General features: G+C 74.8%; 3 protein-coding genes. All 3 read left to right on the forward strand.

The window, feature by feature from the left end:
* Positions 1-22 precede the first annotated feature (22 nt).
* Positions 23-14,044, forward strand: coding sequence for an SDR family NAD(P)-dependent oxidoreductase (locus ACFYX4_RS29130; RefSeq protein ID WP_389339528.1), 14,022 nt, complete (start codon positions 23-25; stop codon positions 14,042-14,044).
* 73 nt (positions 14,045-14,117) lie between these two features.
* Positions 14,118-16,502, forward strand: a complete 2,385-nt coding sequence (locus tag ACFYX4_RS29135; RefSeq protein WP_389339530.1) for a thioester reductase domain-containing protein — start codon at positions 14,118-14,120, stop codon at positions 16,500-16,502.
* Positions 16,499-17,641 carry an alpha/beta hydrolase gene (locus ACFYX4_RS29140; RefSeq protein ID WP_389339532.1) on the forward strand — a complete coding sequence of 381 codons (1,143 nt, stop codon included), beginning with the start codon at positions 16,499-16,501 and terminating at the stop codon, positions 17,639-17,641. The genes ACFYX4_RS29135 and ACFYX4_RS29140 overlap by 4 nt, the downstream gene beginning before the upstream one ends.
* The last annotated feature ends 59 nt before the right edge of the window (positions 17,642-17,700 follow it).

Genomic DNA, 17,700 nt, shown 5'->3' on the forward strand with positions numbered 1-17,700 from the left:
GTTCCCGAGGACTCCCTTCCCGATGCCTGAGAACGCGTCCCAGCACCAGACACCCAAGCCGTCCGCGACGACCGCGGAGGGAGTGCTCTCCTGGCTCACGGCTGCCGTGGCGGAGGCCGCCGGGATCGACCCGGCGACCGTCGACCCGCACCGACCGATCGCCGAACTGGGTCTCGGCTCTCGTCAGTTGGTCGCGCTCGGAGCGGACCTCGCCGAGCGGACCGGCCGCGCCCTCGACCCCTCCCTCGTCTTCAACCACCCGACGATCGCGGAACTCGCCGAGGCCCTCTTCGAGCAAGCGCCGCCCGCACGGCCCGCTGCCGAGCGGGCGACCGGGCAGCCGGCGCGCTCCGCGCAGGGCGACGACATCGCCATCGTCTCCATGGCCTGCCGCTTCCCCGGCGGCGCCGACGGCCCCGAGGCGCTGTGGCGGCTCCTCGACACCGCGCGGGACGTCATCTCCGAGCCGCCGCCGGGACGTTGGGACACTCAGGGGCTCCTCGACCCCGACCCGGAGGCCACCGGCAAGGCCTACACCCTGCGCGGCGGTTTCCTCGACGGCATCGACCGCTTCGACGCGCCCTTCTTCGGCGTCTCCCCGCGCGAGGCCGCCGCCATGGACCCGCAGCAGCGGCTCCTGCTCCAGACCGCCTGGGAGACCCTCGAACGCGCCGGGATCGTCCCCGACAGCCTCAACGGCAGCTCCACGGGCGTCTACATCGGCCTCTACGACAGCGGATACCTCTCGGCGGCCTCCCTGGGGCAGCTCGACGGGCACGTCGGAACGGGGTCGGCCGCGAGCGTGGCCTCCGGGCGCATCGCCTACACCCTCGGCCTCCAGGGTCCCGCGGTCACCGTCGACACCGCCTGCTCCTCCTCGCTGGTCGCCCTGCATCTGGCGGCGCGGGCGCTCGCGGCGGGGGAGTGCGACCTCGCCCTGGCGGGCGGCGCGACACTGCTGGTGACCCCGCGCGGGCACGTCGAGTTCAGCCGGCTGCGCGGGCTGTCGCCCTCCGGGCGGTGCAGCCCGTTCTCCGCCGACGCGGACGGCGTGGTGTGGGCGGAGGGCTGCGGTCTCGTGCTGCTCAAACGGCTCGCCGACGCACGGCGGGACGGCGACCGGGTCCTCGCGGTCGTCAAGGGCTCGGCCCTCAACCAGGACGGCCGCAGCCAGGGGCTCAGCGCCCCCAACGGACGCGCGCAGGAACGGGTGTTGCGGGCCGCGCTGGACGCCGCCGGACTGCGCCCGCAGGACATCGACTACGTCGAGGCGCACGGCACCGGCACCCGGCTCGGCGACCCGATCGAGGGCGGCGCGCTCGCCGCCGTCTTCGGCCCCGGCCGCCCCGCCGACCGGCCCCTCGGGGTCGGCTCCCTGAAGTCGAACCTGGGGCACACCCAGGCCGCCGCGGGCATCGCCGGCGTCATCAAGACGGTCCTGGCCCTGGCCAACGAGCGGATCCCGGCCACCCTGCACGCCGAGACGCCCACCGACCACATCGCCTGGCAGCACAGCGGCCTGCGGCTGACCACCGACACGGCACCCTGGCCGCACCACCCGGACCGCCCCCGCCGCGCGGGCGTGAGCGCCTTCGGCATCAGCGGAACGAACGCACACGTGGTGCTGGAGGAGCCGGCACGGGACGAGGGGGTCGCGCAAAGCGAATGCGCCGAGTCGGCCGGGCAGTTGCTCTTTCCGCTCTCCGCCCGCAGCCTCCCCGCGCTTCGGGGGCAGGCCGGGCGGCTGGCCGGGGCTCTGCGTGAGCGACCCGAGCTGACTCTGACGGGCGTCGCCGCGACCCTCGCCCTCCACCGCACCCACTTCGAGCACCGGGCCGTCGTCCAGGCGGGCGACCGTGCCGAACTCCTCGACGCGCTGGCCGGGTTGGCCGAGGGCCGAGCCGAGCCCGACCGGACCACCGGCCCGCAGCGCGCCCTCCCGCCCGGCAAGGTGGCGTTCGTCTTCCCCGGGCAGGGCTCCCAGTGGGCCGGCATGGCCCGCGATCTCCTCGCGCACGACCCGGTGTTCGCGGACGAACTCGACCGCTGCGACGGCGCTCTGCGCCCCTTCACGGAGTGGTCCGTCGCCGCCGTGCTGCGCGGCGACGCGGGCTCCCCGTCCCTGGACCGCGTGGACGTGGTGCAGCCGGTCCTGTTCGCGGTGATGGTGTCCCTGGCCGCCGTGTGGCGGGCCAGGGGAGTCCGCCCGGACGCGGTGGTCGGGCACAGCCAGGGCGAGGTCGCCGCGGCCTGCGTCGCCGGCGCCCTCAGCCTCAACGACGCCGCCGCCGTGGTGGCGTTGCGCTCCCAGGCCCTGACCGCCCTGTCCGGCGACGGCGGCATGGCCGTCGTCGCCCTGCCCCGCACCGAGGTCGAGGCACACCTCGCCGGCCTCGACGGCCGGGTGTCCGTCGCCGCGGTCAACAGCGGGCGCTCCACGGTGATCGCCGGTGAGGTGGAGCCCCTGCGGGCCCTCCTCGACGGCCTCGACCGCGCGCAGGTGTTCGTCCGCCGGCTCGACGTCGACTACGCCTCCCACAGCGCCCAGGTCGAGCCCGTCCGCGCCGACGTCCTCGACGAACTCGACGGCGTGACCACCGTCCCGACGTCCGTCGCCTGGTACTCCACGGTCACCGGCGAGCCCGTCACCGACGAGCTGGACGCCGGCTACTGGTACGCCAACCTCCGCGAGCCGGTCCGCTTCGCGCCCACCGTGGAGCGCATGGCGGCCGACGGCTACCGTCACTTCGTCGAACTGAGCCCGCACCCCGCCCTGGTGACCGCGCTGCGCACGATCGGCGAGGAGACCGGCCGCGACCTCGTCGCCGTCGGCTCCCTGCGCCGTGACGAGGACGGGCGCGCCGGCCTGGACCGGGCCGCCGCCGAATTCCACGTCCACGGACGGGACATCGCCTGGCAGCGCATCCTCCCCGCGACGCCGCCCGCCCAACTGCCCACCTACGCCTGGGACGCCCAGCGGCACTGGACCGAGCCCGAGGGCGCCGACGGCACCGCCGGACTCCTCGACCGCGCCGCGCACCCGCTGCTCGGCATCCGACTCCGCTCGGCGGACGAGACCCGCTGGACCTTCCGCGACGAGTGGTCTCCCGCCACCGCCGACTGGCTCCCCGACCACGCCGTGTTCGGCCGCACCGTCGTCTCGGGCACGACCCTGCTCGAACTGTGCCGCGCCGCCCTCGCCGAGGCCCGCCCCGACGGCCCCGCCGACGTCACCGGCCTGCTGCTCCTCGCCCCCCTCACCCTGCCCGCCTCCGGCACGGTCGAGGTGTCCGTGGAGGTCGCCGCCGACGGTCCCGTGCCGGAGGTCACCGTGCACAGCCGTCCACGCGGTCCGGAATCCGGCGGCTGGACCCTGCACGCCACCGCCACCGCCACCGCCAGCGCCTCCGCCGCCTCGGACACCGACCCCGTCACGGAGACCGGGGACCGGCCCCCCACCTGGCCCGAGGACGCCGCACCCGCCTGGACCCCGGAGGCCTACGAACGGCTCACCGGCGTCGGCCTCGGCTACGGACCCGCCTTCCAGGGCGTCCGGGAAGCGGTGCTGACCGGGGACGGGAGCCTGCTCGCCCGGCTCGCCCTCCCGGCCGCCGCCCGCGACGTCTCCGACCCCTACCCCGTCCACCCGGCGCTGCTGGACGCCGCCCTCCACGTCGCCGCCGCGCTCGACCCCTCCGACGAACGGGTGCTCCTGCCCGTCTCCGTGGGCCGCTGCTCCCTGCCGGCCGCAGGAGCCGCCGACCTCATCGCCGCCGTCCGCCGGACCGGCGCGACGGACACCGACCTCACCCTCGACGTCACCCTGTGGGACGCCGACGGCTTCCCGGCCGGACGCCTGGAGGACGTACGCCTGCGCGCGGTGACCCCGGCGGACCTCAGCGCCGGGTCGGAGAACGCGCGGCACCTGTACGAGGTGGCGTGGACGGCCGTGAGCACTCCGGTGTCCCGTCCGGCGGAGGGCGTGTGGGCCGTCGTGGGCGACACCGACGCCGTACGCGCGCTGGAGGCGGCCGGGGTCCGGGTGGGCGACGGGGACGCGGACATCGTCGTACGGTTCTGGCCGCTGCCCTCAGTCGATGCCGAACCTGCCGCCTTCGCACAGGAGTTGGCGGCCACCGCCCTGGCCGAGATCCAGACGCTCGTCGCCCTGCCGCCCGGCCAGGCCCCCGCGCGGACGGTGTGGGTGACACGCGGGGCGGTAGCGACGGGAGAGGGGGACGCCGTACCCGGTCTCGCGCAGTCGGTGCTGTGGGGGCTGGCGCGCGGGGTACGGGCCGAACACCCCGACCTCGGGCTGACGTTGCTGGATCTCGACTCCGGGTCGGACTGCGCGGACGCTCTCGCAGCGGCCGTCTCCCTGAAGGAGGAGCCGGAACTCGCCGCGCGCCGAGCCGAGTTGCTCGCTCCGCGCCTCATACGCGCGCGGGGAGTCACCGACGGAAGCGCCCTGCCCGCCGACGGCACGGTCCTGATCACCGGGGGCCTCGGTGCCGTCGGCCGGCACATCGCCCGTCTACTGGCTGAACGCGGTGTCACGCACATGCTGCTGACGTCCCGTCAAGGCAGCCAGGACCCGCGTGCCGCCGAGACGATCGCCGAACTGGCCGCTCTGGGCGCGTCGGTGGACGTCGTCGCCTGCGATGTGGCGGACGCCGACGCCCTGGCCGGCGTCGTCGCCCGCGTCGGGACGTCGCTGCGCGGCGTGGTGCACTGCGCGGGCGTCCTGGACGACGGAGTGATCGCCGACCTGACCCCCGAGCGGCTCGCGCGGGTGCTGTCGCCCAAGGTCGCCGGCGCGGCCCATCTCCACCGGCTCACCGCCGGGCTGCCGTTGGAGATGTTCCTGCTGGTGTCCTCGGCCGCCGGCGTCCTCGGCAACGCGGGCCAGGCCAACTACGCCGCCGCCAACGTCTTCCTCGACCAGCTCGCCCACCACCGCCGTGCCCAGGGCCTGCCCGGCACCTCTGTCTCCTTCGGCGCCTGGGCCGGTGAGGGCCTCGCCGCCGAGCACGCCGACCTGACCCGTATGGCCCGCCTCGGCCACCGCGCCCTCACCCCCGAACAGGGCCGTGACCTGGTCGAACTCTCGCTGCGACGCGGCACGCCCCATCTGGTCGCCTGCGCCTTCGAGCTGCCGAGGCTGCGCGAGACCGTCACCGAAGGGGCCGGGGCCGCGCTGTGGCGCACGCTGCTGCCCGCGCCCCGTGACACCGGACGCGGCGACGGCCCCGCCGACCGGCTGGCGGCACTGTCCGAGGCCGACCGCGCCGACCGGGTCCTCGCCCTCGTCCGCGAGGAGGCCTCCCGCGCCCTCGGCCTGCGCTCGGCGCAGGCCGTGCCGGCCGACCAGCCGCTGCGCGACCTCGGCATGGACTCGGTGACGGCGGTCGAGCTGCGCAACCGCATCGGCGCCCGCCTCGCGATCAAGCTCCCGGCCACCCTGCTGTTCGACCACCCCACCCCTGACCGCCTCGCCCGTCACCTGCTCGACACCGCCCTCGGCGGCGCGAAGCGCAAGGCCGCCGACGGACGACCGGCACGCTCTCCTTCTGCGGCCACCCCGCCGGCCGGTACCCCCGTGCCGTCGGCCGACGAGCCGATCGCCGTCGTGGCGATGGCCTGCCGGCTCCCCGGCGGCGTCGACGACCCGGACGGCCTGTGGCGCCTCGTGGCGGAGGGCCGGGACGCCGTCGGCCCCTTCCCGGCCGACCGCTGGGACGTGGAGTCCCTCTACGACGCCGACCCGGACGCCCCCGGCAAGTCGTACGCGCGCGACGGCGGCTTCCTGGACGACATCGAGTCCTTCGACGCGGGCTTCTTCGGCATCACCCCGAAGGAGGCCGCCGCCATGGACCCCCAGCAGCGGCTGCTGCTGGAGATCGCGTGGGAGGCGCTCGAACGCGCCGGGATCGTGCCGGCCGCCCTCGCCGGCAGCACCACCGGCGTATACGTCGGCATGTTCGGCAGCGACTACCTGGCCGGCACCCGCCTCGACCAGCTCGACGGCTACGTGGGCACCGGCTCCGCGCTGAGCGTGGCCTCCGGCCGGCTCGCGTACGCGCTCGGCCTGCACGGGCCCGCCCTCACCGTCGACACGGCCTGCTCGTCCTCCCTGGTCGCCACCCATCTCGCGATCCAGGCCCTCAGGTCGGGGGAGTGCGACCTGGCGCTCGCGGGCGGCGTCACGCTGATGGTGACCCCGCAGACCTTCGTCGAGTTCAGCCGGCTGCGCGGGCTGTCCGCGACCGGACGGTGCCGGTCGTTCTCCGACGACGCCGACGGCGCGATCTGGGCCGAGGGCGCGGGCATGCTCGTCCTCAAGCGGCTGAGCGACGCGCGGCGCGACGGCGACGAGGTGCTCGCCGTGCTGCGCGGCACGGCCGTGAACCAGGACGGCCGCAGCCAGGGCCTGTCCGCGCCGAACGGGCCCGCGCAGGAGCAGGTGATCCGCCGCGCCCTGGAGCTGTCCGGGCTCGCCCCCGCCGACATCGACCACATCGAGGCGCACGGCACGGGCACCACCCTCGGCGACCCGATCGAGGCCAACGCCCTGTCCGAGGTCTTCGGCGCCGACCGCCCGCAGGACCGTCCGCTGCACCTCGGCTCCCTCAAGTCCAACATCGGCCACGCACAGGCCGCTTCGGGTGTCGCCGGGCTGATCAAGGTGGTGCAGTCGTTGCGCCACCGGACCCTCCCGGCCACGCTGCACGCGGACACCCCGAGCCGCCATGTCGACTGGGACGGCAGCGGGTTGCGGCTGCTCCACGAGGCGCGGCCCTGGCCGGCGACGCGGGAGCGTGTGCGGCGCGCGGGCGTGAGCGCGTTCGGCATCAGCGGGACCAATGCCCACGTGATCGTGGAGGAGGCGCCCGCCGAGCAGCCCGTCGGGTCCGTCGGGTCCGTCGAACCCGTTGAGCCCGTCGAGCTTGTCGAGGGGGCCGGTGAGGTCATCCGCACCGCTGCCGAGGCCGACGGCGAGCGCGAACCGGATTCCGGCAAGCGGCTGTTCGTGCTGTCCGGGCGCAGTGAGGCCGCCGTGCGTGGGCAGGCGGCACGGCTCTCCGCGTACCTGACCGACGACACCCCGCTGCCGGACCTCGCCCACACCCTCGCCCGGCACCGCAGCCACTTCGAACGGCGCACGGCCGTCGTCGCCGGAGACAGGGACGAACTGCGCACCGTGCTCGACGCGTTGGCGTCCGGCCGGGCCCCGCTGGCCGCACTCCGCGAGGAGCAGTCCGGCAAGGTCGCCTTCGTCTTCCCCGGGCACGGCGGCCAATGGCCGGGCATGGGCCTGGAGTCGTACGCCGAGTCGGCGGCGTTCCGTGAGGAGCTGACCCGGATCGACGCGGCCGTCCAGCGGCACGTCGGCTGGTCGGTGCTCAACGTCCTGCGCGCACCCGAGGAGTTCTCCCCGCTGGAGCGCACCGAGTACCTCCAGCCGGTGCTGTTCGCGGTCAACGCGGCGCTGGCCGCGGCCTGGCGCGCACTCGGGGTCGCCCCGGACGCCGTGGTCGGCCACAGCCTGGGCGAGATCGCCGCCGCCTACCACGCGGACGCCCTCACCCTCGACGAGGCCGTCACCGTGGTGACCGGCCGCGCCCACGCCGTCGTCCCGCACGTCGGACACGGCGGCATGGTCGCCGTCGATCTCCCGCACCAGGAGGTCGAGGAACTCCTCGCCCCTTACGCCGGACGGCTGTTCGTCGGCGCGGTCAACAGCGCCCGCTCCACCGCCGTCTCCGGCGAGGCCGACGCCCTGGCCGAGTTGGGCCGCCTGCTGGCGGACCGGGACGTCACCGTACGCCGGCTGTCGACGCCGTTCGCCTCGCACAGCCCGCTGATGGAACCGCTGCGCGACGAACTCCTCGACCGCTTCTCCGTCGTCCGCGGCGCACCGACGGACACCCCGCTGTACTCGGCGGTCCTCGCCGAACCCGTGCCCGGCGACCGCCTCGACGCCGCCTACTGGTACGCCAACCTCCGCCGGCCCGTCCGCTTCGCCGACACCGTCCGCCGGATGCTGGACGACGGCTACCGCTACTTCGTCGAGCTGAGCCCCCACCCGTCCCTCACCGCCGCCGTCGAGGCCGTCGCGGCGGAAGCGGGAGCAGACGCCGTCGCGGTGGGATCGCTGCGCCGTCAGCAGGACGGTCACGCGGTCCTGCTGCGCCGGGTCGGCGAGCTCTACACGGCCGGGCGCGCTCCCGACTGGTCGGCGCTGTTCCCGACGGGCCGCCGACTGGACCTGCCCACCTACGCGTTCGCCCGTGAACGTCACTGGCTCGCACCCGCCCCGGCCACCGCGTCCGGCGGGTCCCCGCTGCTCGGCACGCACATCGAGGCCAGCGACGAACCCGACCGGCACCTCTTCCAGGCCGAACTCGACCTGCGCGACAGCCGTTTCGCCTACCTCACCGACCACAAGGTCACCGGCGAGGTCTGGCTGCCCGGCGCGGCCTTCCTCGACATGGCCCTGGAAGCAGCGGCTTCGGTGGGCGACGGCGGCGAAGTGCGCCTGGCCGACGTACGGTTCGTCCAACCGTTGCGCCTCGACGAGGACGGGCCCGTACGGCTCCAGCTCGTTCTGCGGCCCCAAGGGGATGATGGCGAGCGGGAGTTCACGATCTCCTCGGCGGCCGTCGGCGACCGACGCTGGGAGGCCCACGTCAGCGGGCGGATCGTCGTCGCGGATACCGAAGTCGGTGCCGGTGCCGGTACCAGTGCCGCAGGTGAAGTACGTCTCGCGGATGTGCGCGAGAGTTGCCAGGAAGCCGTTGAACTGGTCCCTGTCTACGCCCAGTTGGGTGCCCTCGGCATCGACTACGGCCCCGCCTTCCGCAACCTGGAGTCGGGTCACCGCAGTGCCACCGCTGCCGTCGGCCGTCTCGCCGAGCGGCCCGCCGCCGGACACCTTCTCCATCCCGCCGTCCTCGACGCCGCGTTCCACTCGGCGGCCCTGCCCGCGGACGCGCCCCAGGGGCGGGCGTTCGTGCCGGCCGGTTTCGGGCGGGTCCGCCGCACCGGACGCCGTACCGCGCCCGTCTGGGTGAGCTGCGAGCTGCGCTCGGTGGCCGGCGACACCGCCATCCTCGACCTGCGGCTGTGGGACGCGGACGAACAACTCCTGCTCGAAGTCGAGGAGTTCCGGCTCGCCGCCCTCTCCCCGCTGGACGGAGCCCTCTGCGAGACCCGCTGGCAGCCCCGCCCGACCGCCCAGGCGGCCCCGGCCGAGGGCGGCTGGCTGATCCTCGCCGATGGGACCGGATCCGACGGCACCCGATCCGACAGCACCGGAACCGCCGAAGACCTCGCCGCACGCCTGACCGCCTCCTCCGTGCCGTACGTCCTGGTCCGCAGCGGTACCGAGTTCGAGGTCGAGGGCCCCGGGCGGTACGTGCTGGACCTCGCCGACCCGAACCACCTCACCCGGCTGCTCGACGAGGCATACCCCGACGCCCCGCCCGCGCACATCGTCCAACTCGGCGCGCTCGACGCCCCGGCCGTCGTCGACGAGCGGAGCGCCGAGGAGGCCGCCCGGCTGTGCTGCCTCGGCACCCTGCATCTGGTGCGTGCGCTCACCGACCGCCCGCGCGGCCGTGCCCCGCGCCTGTTCGTCGTCGTCCGCGGCAGCCAGGCCGCCGGGGACAGCGAGCGGGTGGCGCATCCGCAGCAGGCGCTCGCCTGGGGCTTCGGCCTCGCCGTCGCGCAGGAGTACCCCGAGCTGTCGACCACCCTCGTCGACCTGCCGCCCGCCGACGGCGGCGACGCCCTGTGGGCACAGTTGCGGCACGCCGACGACGAACGCCTGGTCGCCCTGCGGGAGTCGGGCCGACTCGTTCCCCGACTCGCCCGCACCCGCCCCGACGGCGATGAAGCCGGCGACGGGGACGGCCGCCGTCACGGCGACAGCGACGGCGTCCACCTGATCACCGGCGGTCTGGGCGGCCTCGGCCGCGTCGTCGCCGAACGACTCGTCCGGCGTGGAGTCCGCCGCCTCGCCCTGATGAGCCGGGGCGCTCCCGACCCGGAAGCCCTGCGCTGGATAAGGCAGTTGGAGGAGCATGGGGTCACCGTGCACCTCGCCCGCGCCGACGTGGCCGACCGCGCCGGACTGACGGCCGCCCTGGACGCCGTGCGACGGGAAGCCGGCCCCATCGCGGGGATCGTGCACGCGGCCGGTGTCCTCGACGACGCGACCGTGGCGAACCTGACCGACGAGCGGGTCCTGCGGGTCCTCGCGCCCAAGGTGCTGGGCACCGCGCTGCTCACCGAACTCGCCCCCGAAACAGAGAACTTGATCATGTTCGCCTCGGCGGCCGGTCTGCTCGGCTCGCCCGGACAGAGCCCCTACTCGGCGGCGAACGCGTTCCTCGACGCCTGGGCCCACCATCTCTCGCGCACCGGACGGCGGGCGCTCAGCCTCGACTGGGGCGCCTGGTCCGGCGTCGGCATGGTCGCCGGATCCGGCGCCCGCACCGCCGAGACGGGCCGCTCCGGACTGGTCGCCTTCTCCCCGCAGGAGGGCGGCGAGCTGTTCGACCGTGTCCTCGGCAGCTCCCGTCGCCAACTCGCCCCCATGGCACTGGACTGGGAGCTGCTCGCGCTCGCCCCGGACGCCGTCCGCACCCGTCCGATCCTGGCCGACCTGGTCGGCGCTCCCACCGTGACAGGCGACGCGGACGGCCTGGTGCGGAAGGTGTTCGCCGCGACGACCGACGAGGACCGCGTCGCCTGGCTGGAGGCCTACGTCCGCACCCGTGTCGGCGAGGTGTCCGGCGGCATCGTGGACACCTCCGCGAGCACCGCGCTCAAGGAACGGGGCCTGGACTCACTGATGTTGGTGCGGCTGCGCAACTCCTTCGCCCGCGAACTCGGCGTGGAGCTGCCCACGGCGGAGATGTTCGCCGCCGCCGACATCCGCGGCCTGGCGCGGAGCCTGGCCGCCGCACTGCCCGAACGGCCGGCGGACCGACCGGCTGCCGATCCCGGCACAGCCACCGGCACCGGTTCCGCCACCGCCACCGCCACCGCCACCGGCGCCGGTTCCGTCACCGGCCCGGACGCCGGCCCCGCATCGGTCGTACCGGAGAGCGAGACCCACCCCGCCACCCGCGACGTCGTCCGCCTGCTGCGCAGCGCCGCCCCGGGCATGCCGCAGGCCGCGCACGCCGTCGGGCTCGCCGTACGCCTCACCGCCCCGACCGACCGCGAGACGCTCACCGGCGTCGTCACCCGCCTCGCCGCACGGCACGCCGCTCTGCGCACGGCCGTCGTGACGGGACCCGAGGGGCGGGAGCTGAAGGTCGTCCGGGAGCCGGAACGGCCGCTGCTGCGCTGGACGTCCGTGCCCGAGGAGGTCGACGCGGCCGAGCGGCTGCGGGAGTTGCTGGAGCCGCCGTTCGACCTCGCCGCCGCGCCCTTGTGGCGGTTCGAGCTGCTCGACGGCGGATCGCGGGGCCAGACCCTGGTGTTCGGCGCCCATCACGCGGTCAGCGACCTTCAGTCCCTGCTGCTCGTGACCGGCGAGATCGACGCCGAACTCGTCGGGGCCCCGCTCGGCGGCGAGCCCACCAACCGTGACGTCCACCTCCTGATCGCGGCCCAGCAGGACGGCGAGGGCACCGCGAACGACGACTGGCGGCTGGCCTTCGAGGGCGTCGAACGGCTCGACCTCACGCTGTCCGGACCCCGGCCGGACCGGCGGTCGTACCGCGCCGGCAGCGTCACGCTCCCGCTGCCCGACGGGCTCGTGGACCGGGTGGCGGCGGCCGCGAGCCGGCTCGCCGTCACTCCCGCCGCGTTCTGTCTCGGCGCGCTCACCGTGCTGCTGGCGCGCACGCGGCAGAAGGAACGGTTCGCTCTCGCCGTACCGGTGGACACCCGCATCCACGCCGACGCCTTCGGCGCGGTCGGCTTCTTCGGCGTACCGGTGCCCTTCCCCGCCGAGGCGCGGGCGGAGGAGCAGGTGGCCGACGTGCTGCGCCGCACCGACGGCCGGCTGGAACGGCTGCTCGCCAAGGGCGCGATGTTCTCCGACGTCCTGGCGACCCTGGCCCGCCAGGGACTGCATCGGGCGAACGCGCCACTGGTGGAGGTCTACTTCAACTACGTCCGCCACGGGGGCCGCCTCGAACGCCTCGACGTCCTGCCGGCCGGGACGGGCTACTCCGACCTCGACCTGATGATCACCCTGACCCCGGACGCGGACCGCGTCCGCCTCGACCACAACCTCGACATCCTCGACGCGGAAGCGACGACCGGGCTGGGGGAGGAGTTCCTGCGGCTGCTGGGGGAGGCGGCGGAGGACGCGTCGGGGCCGGTGCGTACGGAGCCGGTGGGTACGGAGCCGGTGCGTACGGGGCCGGTGCGTACGGAGCCGGTGACCGCCGAGCCGTCTCCCGGCAGCACGGCACCCGCGTCCGCCGAACCGTCCCGCCCCCGCTCCCTCGCCCTCGCAGCCACCTTCGCCCTCGGCAATCTCCCGCCGATGTGCGAAGTGGCCCTCCGCAGCGAGGGATTGCCCGCCGCGCTGACGGTCGCCGAAGCCCCGTACCACCAGGTGCTCGCCGCCCTGCGCGACCCCTCGGGCGTCTTCGCGGACCCGGCGACGGCGGTGGGCGTCGTGCTCATGCGCGCCCGGGACCTGGAGCGGTTCGGCCCCGTGGACGACGCACTCCTCGCCGAACTGCGCACCGAGTACCCGGCGGCCCTGCGGGCCACGGCCGAACGCACCGGCAGGCCGCTGATCGTCGGCTTCCTGCCGTCGGCCGCTGCCGACGAGCGCCTCGCGCGCTGGGAGCAGGGGATCGCAGAGGAGCTGACCGGTCTGCCGGGCATCGCGGTGCTCGGCCCCGACGACTGGACCAGCCACCACCCGGTCGACGACGCCTTCGACGCGCGCACCGAGCGCCTCGCGCATCTGCCCTTCACCCCGCCGTTCCAGGCGGCGGTGGCGCTGACCCTCGCCGAGACGGTCCGGGCGGTGCTGCGGCCCGCGCCGAAGGTGATCGCGGTCGACGGCGACGAGACGCTGTGGGGCGGAGTGGCCGGGGAGATCGGCCCCGAGGCCGTCGACCTCTCCGGACCGCGCGCCCTGCTCGCCGGCCGGCTGCTGGCCTGGCGGGAGGCCGGCGCACTGCTCGCGCTCGTCAGCAACAACGACGAGGAGACCGTCCGCGCCGTCCTCGACCGGCCCGACAGTCTGCTCGATCCCGAGCACTTCAGCGTGCTCTCCGCCGCCTGGGGGCCCAAGCCGACCCGTCTGACGGAGGCGGCCCGCGCCCTCGGTCTCGGCGTGGACAGCTTCCTGTTCCTGGACGACAACCCGGCCGAGATCGGCAAGATGCGGGCGGCGCTGCCGCAGGTGCTGTCGGTGACCGTCCCGCCGGTGGACGAACTGGAGCAGTTCCTGCGCCGGTTGTGGCCGCTCGTGCCTGCGGCGGCCACGGCGGAGGACGCGTTGCGGGCCCGCTTCTACGACCAGGAACGGGAACGGGACGCCGTCCGCGAGCAGGCCGGCTACGAGGACTTCCTCGCCCGGCTGGACCTAGTGGTCGACGTCCGCGCCCTGGGCGAGGCGGACGTGCGGCGGGCCGAGCAACTGGTGCAGCGCACCAACCAGTTCACCCTGCACGCGCGAGCGGCCGACGGAGGTGATCTCCAGCGATGGCGGCAGTGCGGCGAGGTGTGGACGGCCGCCGCGAGAGACCGCTTCGGCGACTACGGCCAGATCGGCCTGCTCGCCGTGCGCGCCGAAGGCGACCGACTCGACGTGCTGGCCTGGCTGATGAGCTGCCGTGCCCTCGGACGCGGCGTCGAGGAAAGGCTGTTGGGCTGGCTCGCCGACCGCGCCGACGAACTCGGCTGCACCAAGGTGCGGTTGACGGCGGAACGCACCCCGCGCAACGCGCCCGCCCGCCGGATCGTGGCCGCGCTCGGCGGCGGCCACCAGGACGACGAGCGGCTGGAGACCGTGGCCACACCGGAGCACCTGCGGGCGTTCCGTTCCTGGGAACAGTGAGGTCCCCGCGCCGCGGCAGCGCGGCAGAGGAGAGGAAAGACAGTGCACACCGTGAAGGGCTCCGATGCGTGACATGAACGAGGACGCGACGGCGAACGCCGGACAGCGGGCGACCGCCGAGGCCATCGAACGGGGCGGAAGCGGGCTCGGCGTCGCCGAACTGCTGGCCCTGGTCGCGCCGGCCCAGGACCCGGCGGGGGAGACGCAACCCGCGGAAGCGGCGCAGCCGGCCCCGGACGTCCACGCCCTGGCCGACGCCATCGCCGTCGCGGCCGGGCGCTACCTGCCCCAGGGGCATCTGCCCCCGGACGCCGACTTCTTCGACGCCGGCGGCAGTTCCGTGCACGCCGTCGAACTCGCGGCGGAGCTGGAGCGCGACCTGGGCGTGGAGCTGAACCTCGACGACGTGTTCGCCGACGCCCGGCCGATCAGCCTGGCCCGCCGCTGGCTCCGCACCACCGGCCACGAACACCCGCAACCCCCTGCCGACGCCACCCCCACCCCCACCCCCACCCCCACCCCCACCCCCACCCCCAACGCCGCCACCGTCACGACCCTCCCCCTCCCGGCCCCGGACACGACCACCCCCGGAACGGCCGCCGCTCACACCACCTCCGCCCACACCTCCGCCCGCCCCGAAGACCTCGACCAGATCCTCGCCGACCTCGCCCTCGCCGACCGGCTCCCCTTCACCCGCTCGCCCGAGCCCCTGCCGCCCCGCCGGGTCCTGCTCACCGGCGCGACCGGGTTCCTCGGCGGCCACATGCTGCTCGATCTGCTCCGGCACAGCGACGCCCACGTCTACTGCCTGGTCCGCGCCGGCGACGAGGAGGCGGCGACCGCGCGGCTGGCCGAGCAACTGCGCGGCTACCGGCTGCCGTGGAACGCCGAGGTCCGCCGCCGCGTCACCGTCCTTCCCGGCGACGTCCGCCGCCCGCGCCTCGGCCTGTCCGAGGAGCTGTGGCACACCCTCGCCCACGAACTGGACAGCGTCGTCGGCGTGGCGGCGGCCGTGGACTTCCTGCGCGGCTACCAGTCGCTGCGGGCGAGCAACGTCCTCGGCGCTCTCACCCTGGCCGAACTCGCCGCCACCGGACGCCCGAAGCCGCTGCACCACATCTCCTCCATCGCCGTCTTCAACGAGGTCGGCATCAGCTCCATGGGAGAGGACGACCCCCTCGCCCACGTCGACCGCCTCGTGGCGGGCTACGACCAGTCCAAGTGGGCCGCCGAGGTCGCCCTGCGCCGCGCCCGCGACCACGGCCTCGTCGTCTCCGCCCTGCGCCCCGGCGGCATCGGCGGCCACACGAAGACCGGCGCCTACAACCCGCTGGACCTGAGCAGCGGCCTGGTCTCGGCGTTCGGCCGCTTCCGCACCGTCCCGGCGTTCCGCTACCTCAACGTGGCCCCCGTCGACTGGGTCAGCCGGGTCGCCGTCGCCGTCGTCTGCGAACCCGACGCCTGGGGCTTCGACTACAACCTCACCGGCGTCCCCAACACCCTCGACGACGTCGTCCGGGACATGGCCTTCGGCGGCATGCACGTCCGCGTCCACGACTGGGACGAGTGGCGCGGCGAGACCCTGGCCCGCATGGAGGCCGAGCCGGTCCCCGAACTCACCTTCCTCAGCCGCGTGTTGCAGAGCCCCACCGCGCTGAAGCTGTGCGAGGCCACGCTCAAGGGCCCGGCCGCGAGCGGCGAGCGCACCGACGCCCTCGTCGAGGCCCTCGGCCTGCCGCCCGCCGCCCGCTACGACGCCCGCGCCCAGCTGAAGACGTTCGAGAAGCTCGCCGGCGACGGCCTCGCCCGGCTGCCGCAGAAGGGCGACCAGCCGTACCTGTGGTTCTCCGAGACCGCCGAGGGCAGCGTCCGCACGGTCGCCGACGGCGGTGAATCCGCCTGCTCGATGGCCCTCACCCTCTCCATCGCGAGCATGCACCAACTCGTCAAGGAACGCCGGGTGGACGTCACCGGCACCGTCGACTGCCCGGCGGCGCACGGCGAACCGCTCATCGTCGAGCACGGCGACGTCTGGGTCCGCCCCGAGGAGGGCATCCCGCAGCAGCACGGCATGCGGCATCAACTCCTGCGCTACCGGCTGCGGTTGCGGGACGCCGACGGCGGACTGTGGTGGCTGGAGGGCCACAAGCACGCCCGCGCCCGCCGCGACCTGTGGCGTCAGACCCGCGCCCTCGCGATCGAACTCGGCCGCGACGGCGAACCGGCCGCGTTCACCGGCGAGGTCGTCGTCCCCGCCGACTCCTACGTCCGCGACCAGATCGACGGCATCCAGGTCGCCCCGCACCTCACCGGCCAGGAGAAGCGGGCCGCCAAGCTGACCTGGCTCGCCTGGTTCGGCCTGGAGATGGGCCGCGGCCTGCTCGGGCCGTTCGCCCGCGCCGCCGCGGACCTGCTCGACCTGCGCCGCACCCCGAACCCCACGGAGCACCACCGATGATCTTCAGGACGAACCCCGCCCCCCGGCGGCAGCTGCGCAAGGTCCGCACGACCACCGCCCTGCGCCCGCTGCGCCACCGCCTCGACCCGGCCCGCGTCGAGGAGATCCCCTTCCAGGCGCCCGACGGAGTCCGTCTCGGCCTCACCCGCATCGACCCCGGCGGCACCGGAAACACCGACCGCCCCGCCGTGCTCCTGCTGCACGGCCACACCGCGTCCGCCGACATGTTCCTGCTGCCCGAGACCCGCAACCTCGTCGACGCCCTCCTCGACGACGGCTACGAGCCCTGGCTGCTGGACTGGCGGGGCAGCTGCCGCCTCCCGTACAACGAGACCGGGCAGCGCTACACCTACGACGACGTGGCGCTGTACGACATCCCGGCGGCCGTCGACCACATCCGCCGCCGTATCGGCGACCGCCCGCTGTTCGTCGTCGCCCACTGCATCGGCTCCCTCACCCTGTCCCTCTCCCTGACCGCCGGACTCGTCCCCGGCCTCGCGGGCGTGGTCTCCCAGGGCGTCTTCCTCACGCCGAAGCTGGCCGGCCGCACCTCCCTGCGCATGACGGTCGCCGGGGAGCTGCTGAAGACGCGGATCGACCACATCCCGGTCGACTTCCGCAAGGTCGGTCTCCGCTCCCGCTACACGCCCCTGTTCGCCCTCGCCGCCCGCAAGGCGGACTGCCCCGACCCCACCTGCCAGATCCTGCACAACTCGGCCTGGGGCACCGGCGCCTCCCTCTTCGTCCACGAGAACCTGTCCGATGCCACCCACGACCGGCTCGCCGACCTGCTCGGCCCCGCCCCGCTGTGGATCCTGCCCCACCTGCGCCGCATCGAGCTGGCCCGGACCGTCGTGCGCTGGCACGACACCGACCACCGCTACCGGGCCCTGCCGGCCAACGCGCTCGACGCCGCCGCCCGCATCGACACGCCCGTGCTGCTGCTCGCCGGCAGCGAGAACGGCCTCTGGCTCGACTCGCAGCAGCTCTGCCACGACGTCCTCGCCCGCCGTCAGCCCCAGCTCGACGTCCGCTACACCGAGATCCCGGGCTACGGTCACCTCGACACGTTCATCGGCCGGGGCGCCGCCCTCGACGTGTTCGGGCACATCCTCGACTTCCTCGGGGAACGCCGGTGACGCCGACCGGTGACGCCGACCCCGGCGGCCGGTTACGGTACGCGTCAGTAACCACTGGA

This window comes from Streptomyces sp. NPDC002328 (genome assembly GCF_042890065.1).
Classification (GTDB): Bacteria; Actinomycetota; Actinomycetes; order Streptomycetales; family Streptomycetaceae; genus Streptomyces.

What these genes read in the sequence shown, in the direction of transcription:
- ACFYX4_RS29130 (WP_389339528.1), top strand. Translation starts at nt 23, where the DNA reads ATGCCTGAGAACGCGTCCCAGCACCAGACACCCAAGCCGTCCGCGACG.
- ACFYX4_RS29135 (WP_389339530.1), top strand. Translation starts at nt 14,118, where the DNA reads ATGAACGAGGACGCGACGGCGAACGCCGGACAGCGGGCGACCGCCGAG.
- ACFYX4_RS29140 (WP_389339532.1), top strand. Translation starts at nt 16,499, where the DNA reads ATGATCTTCAGGACGAACCCCGCCCCCCGGCGGCAGCTGCGCAAGGTC.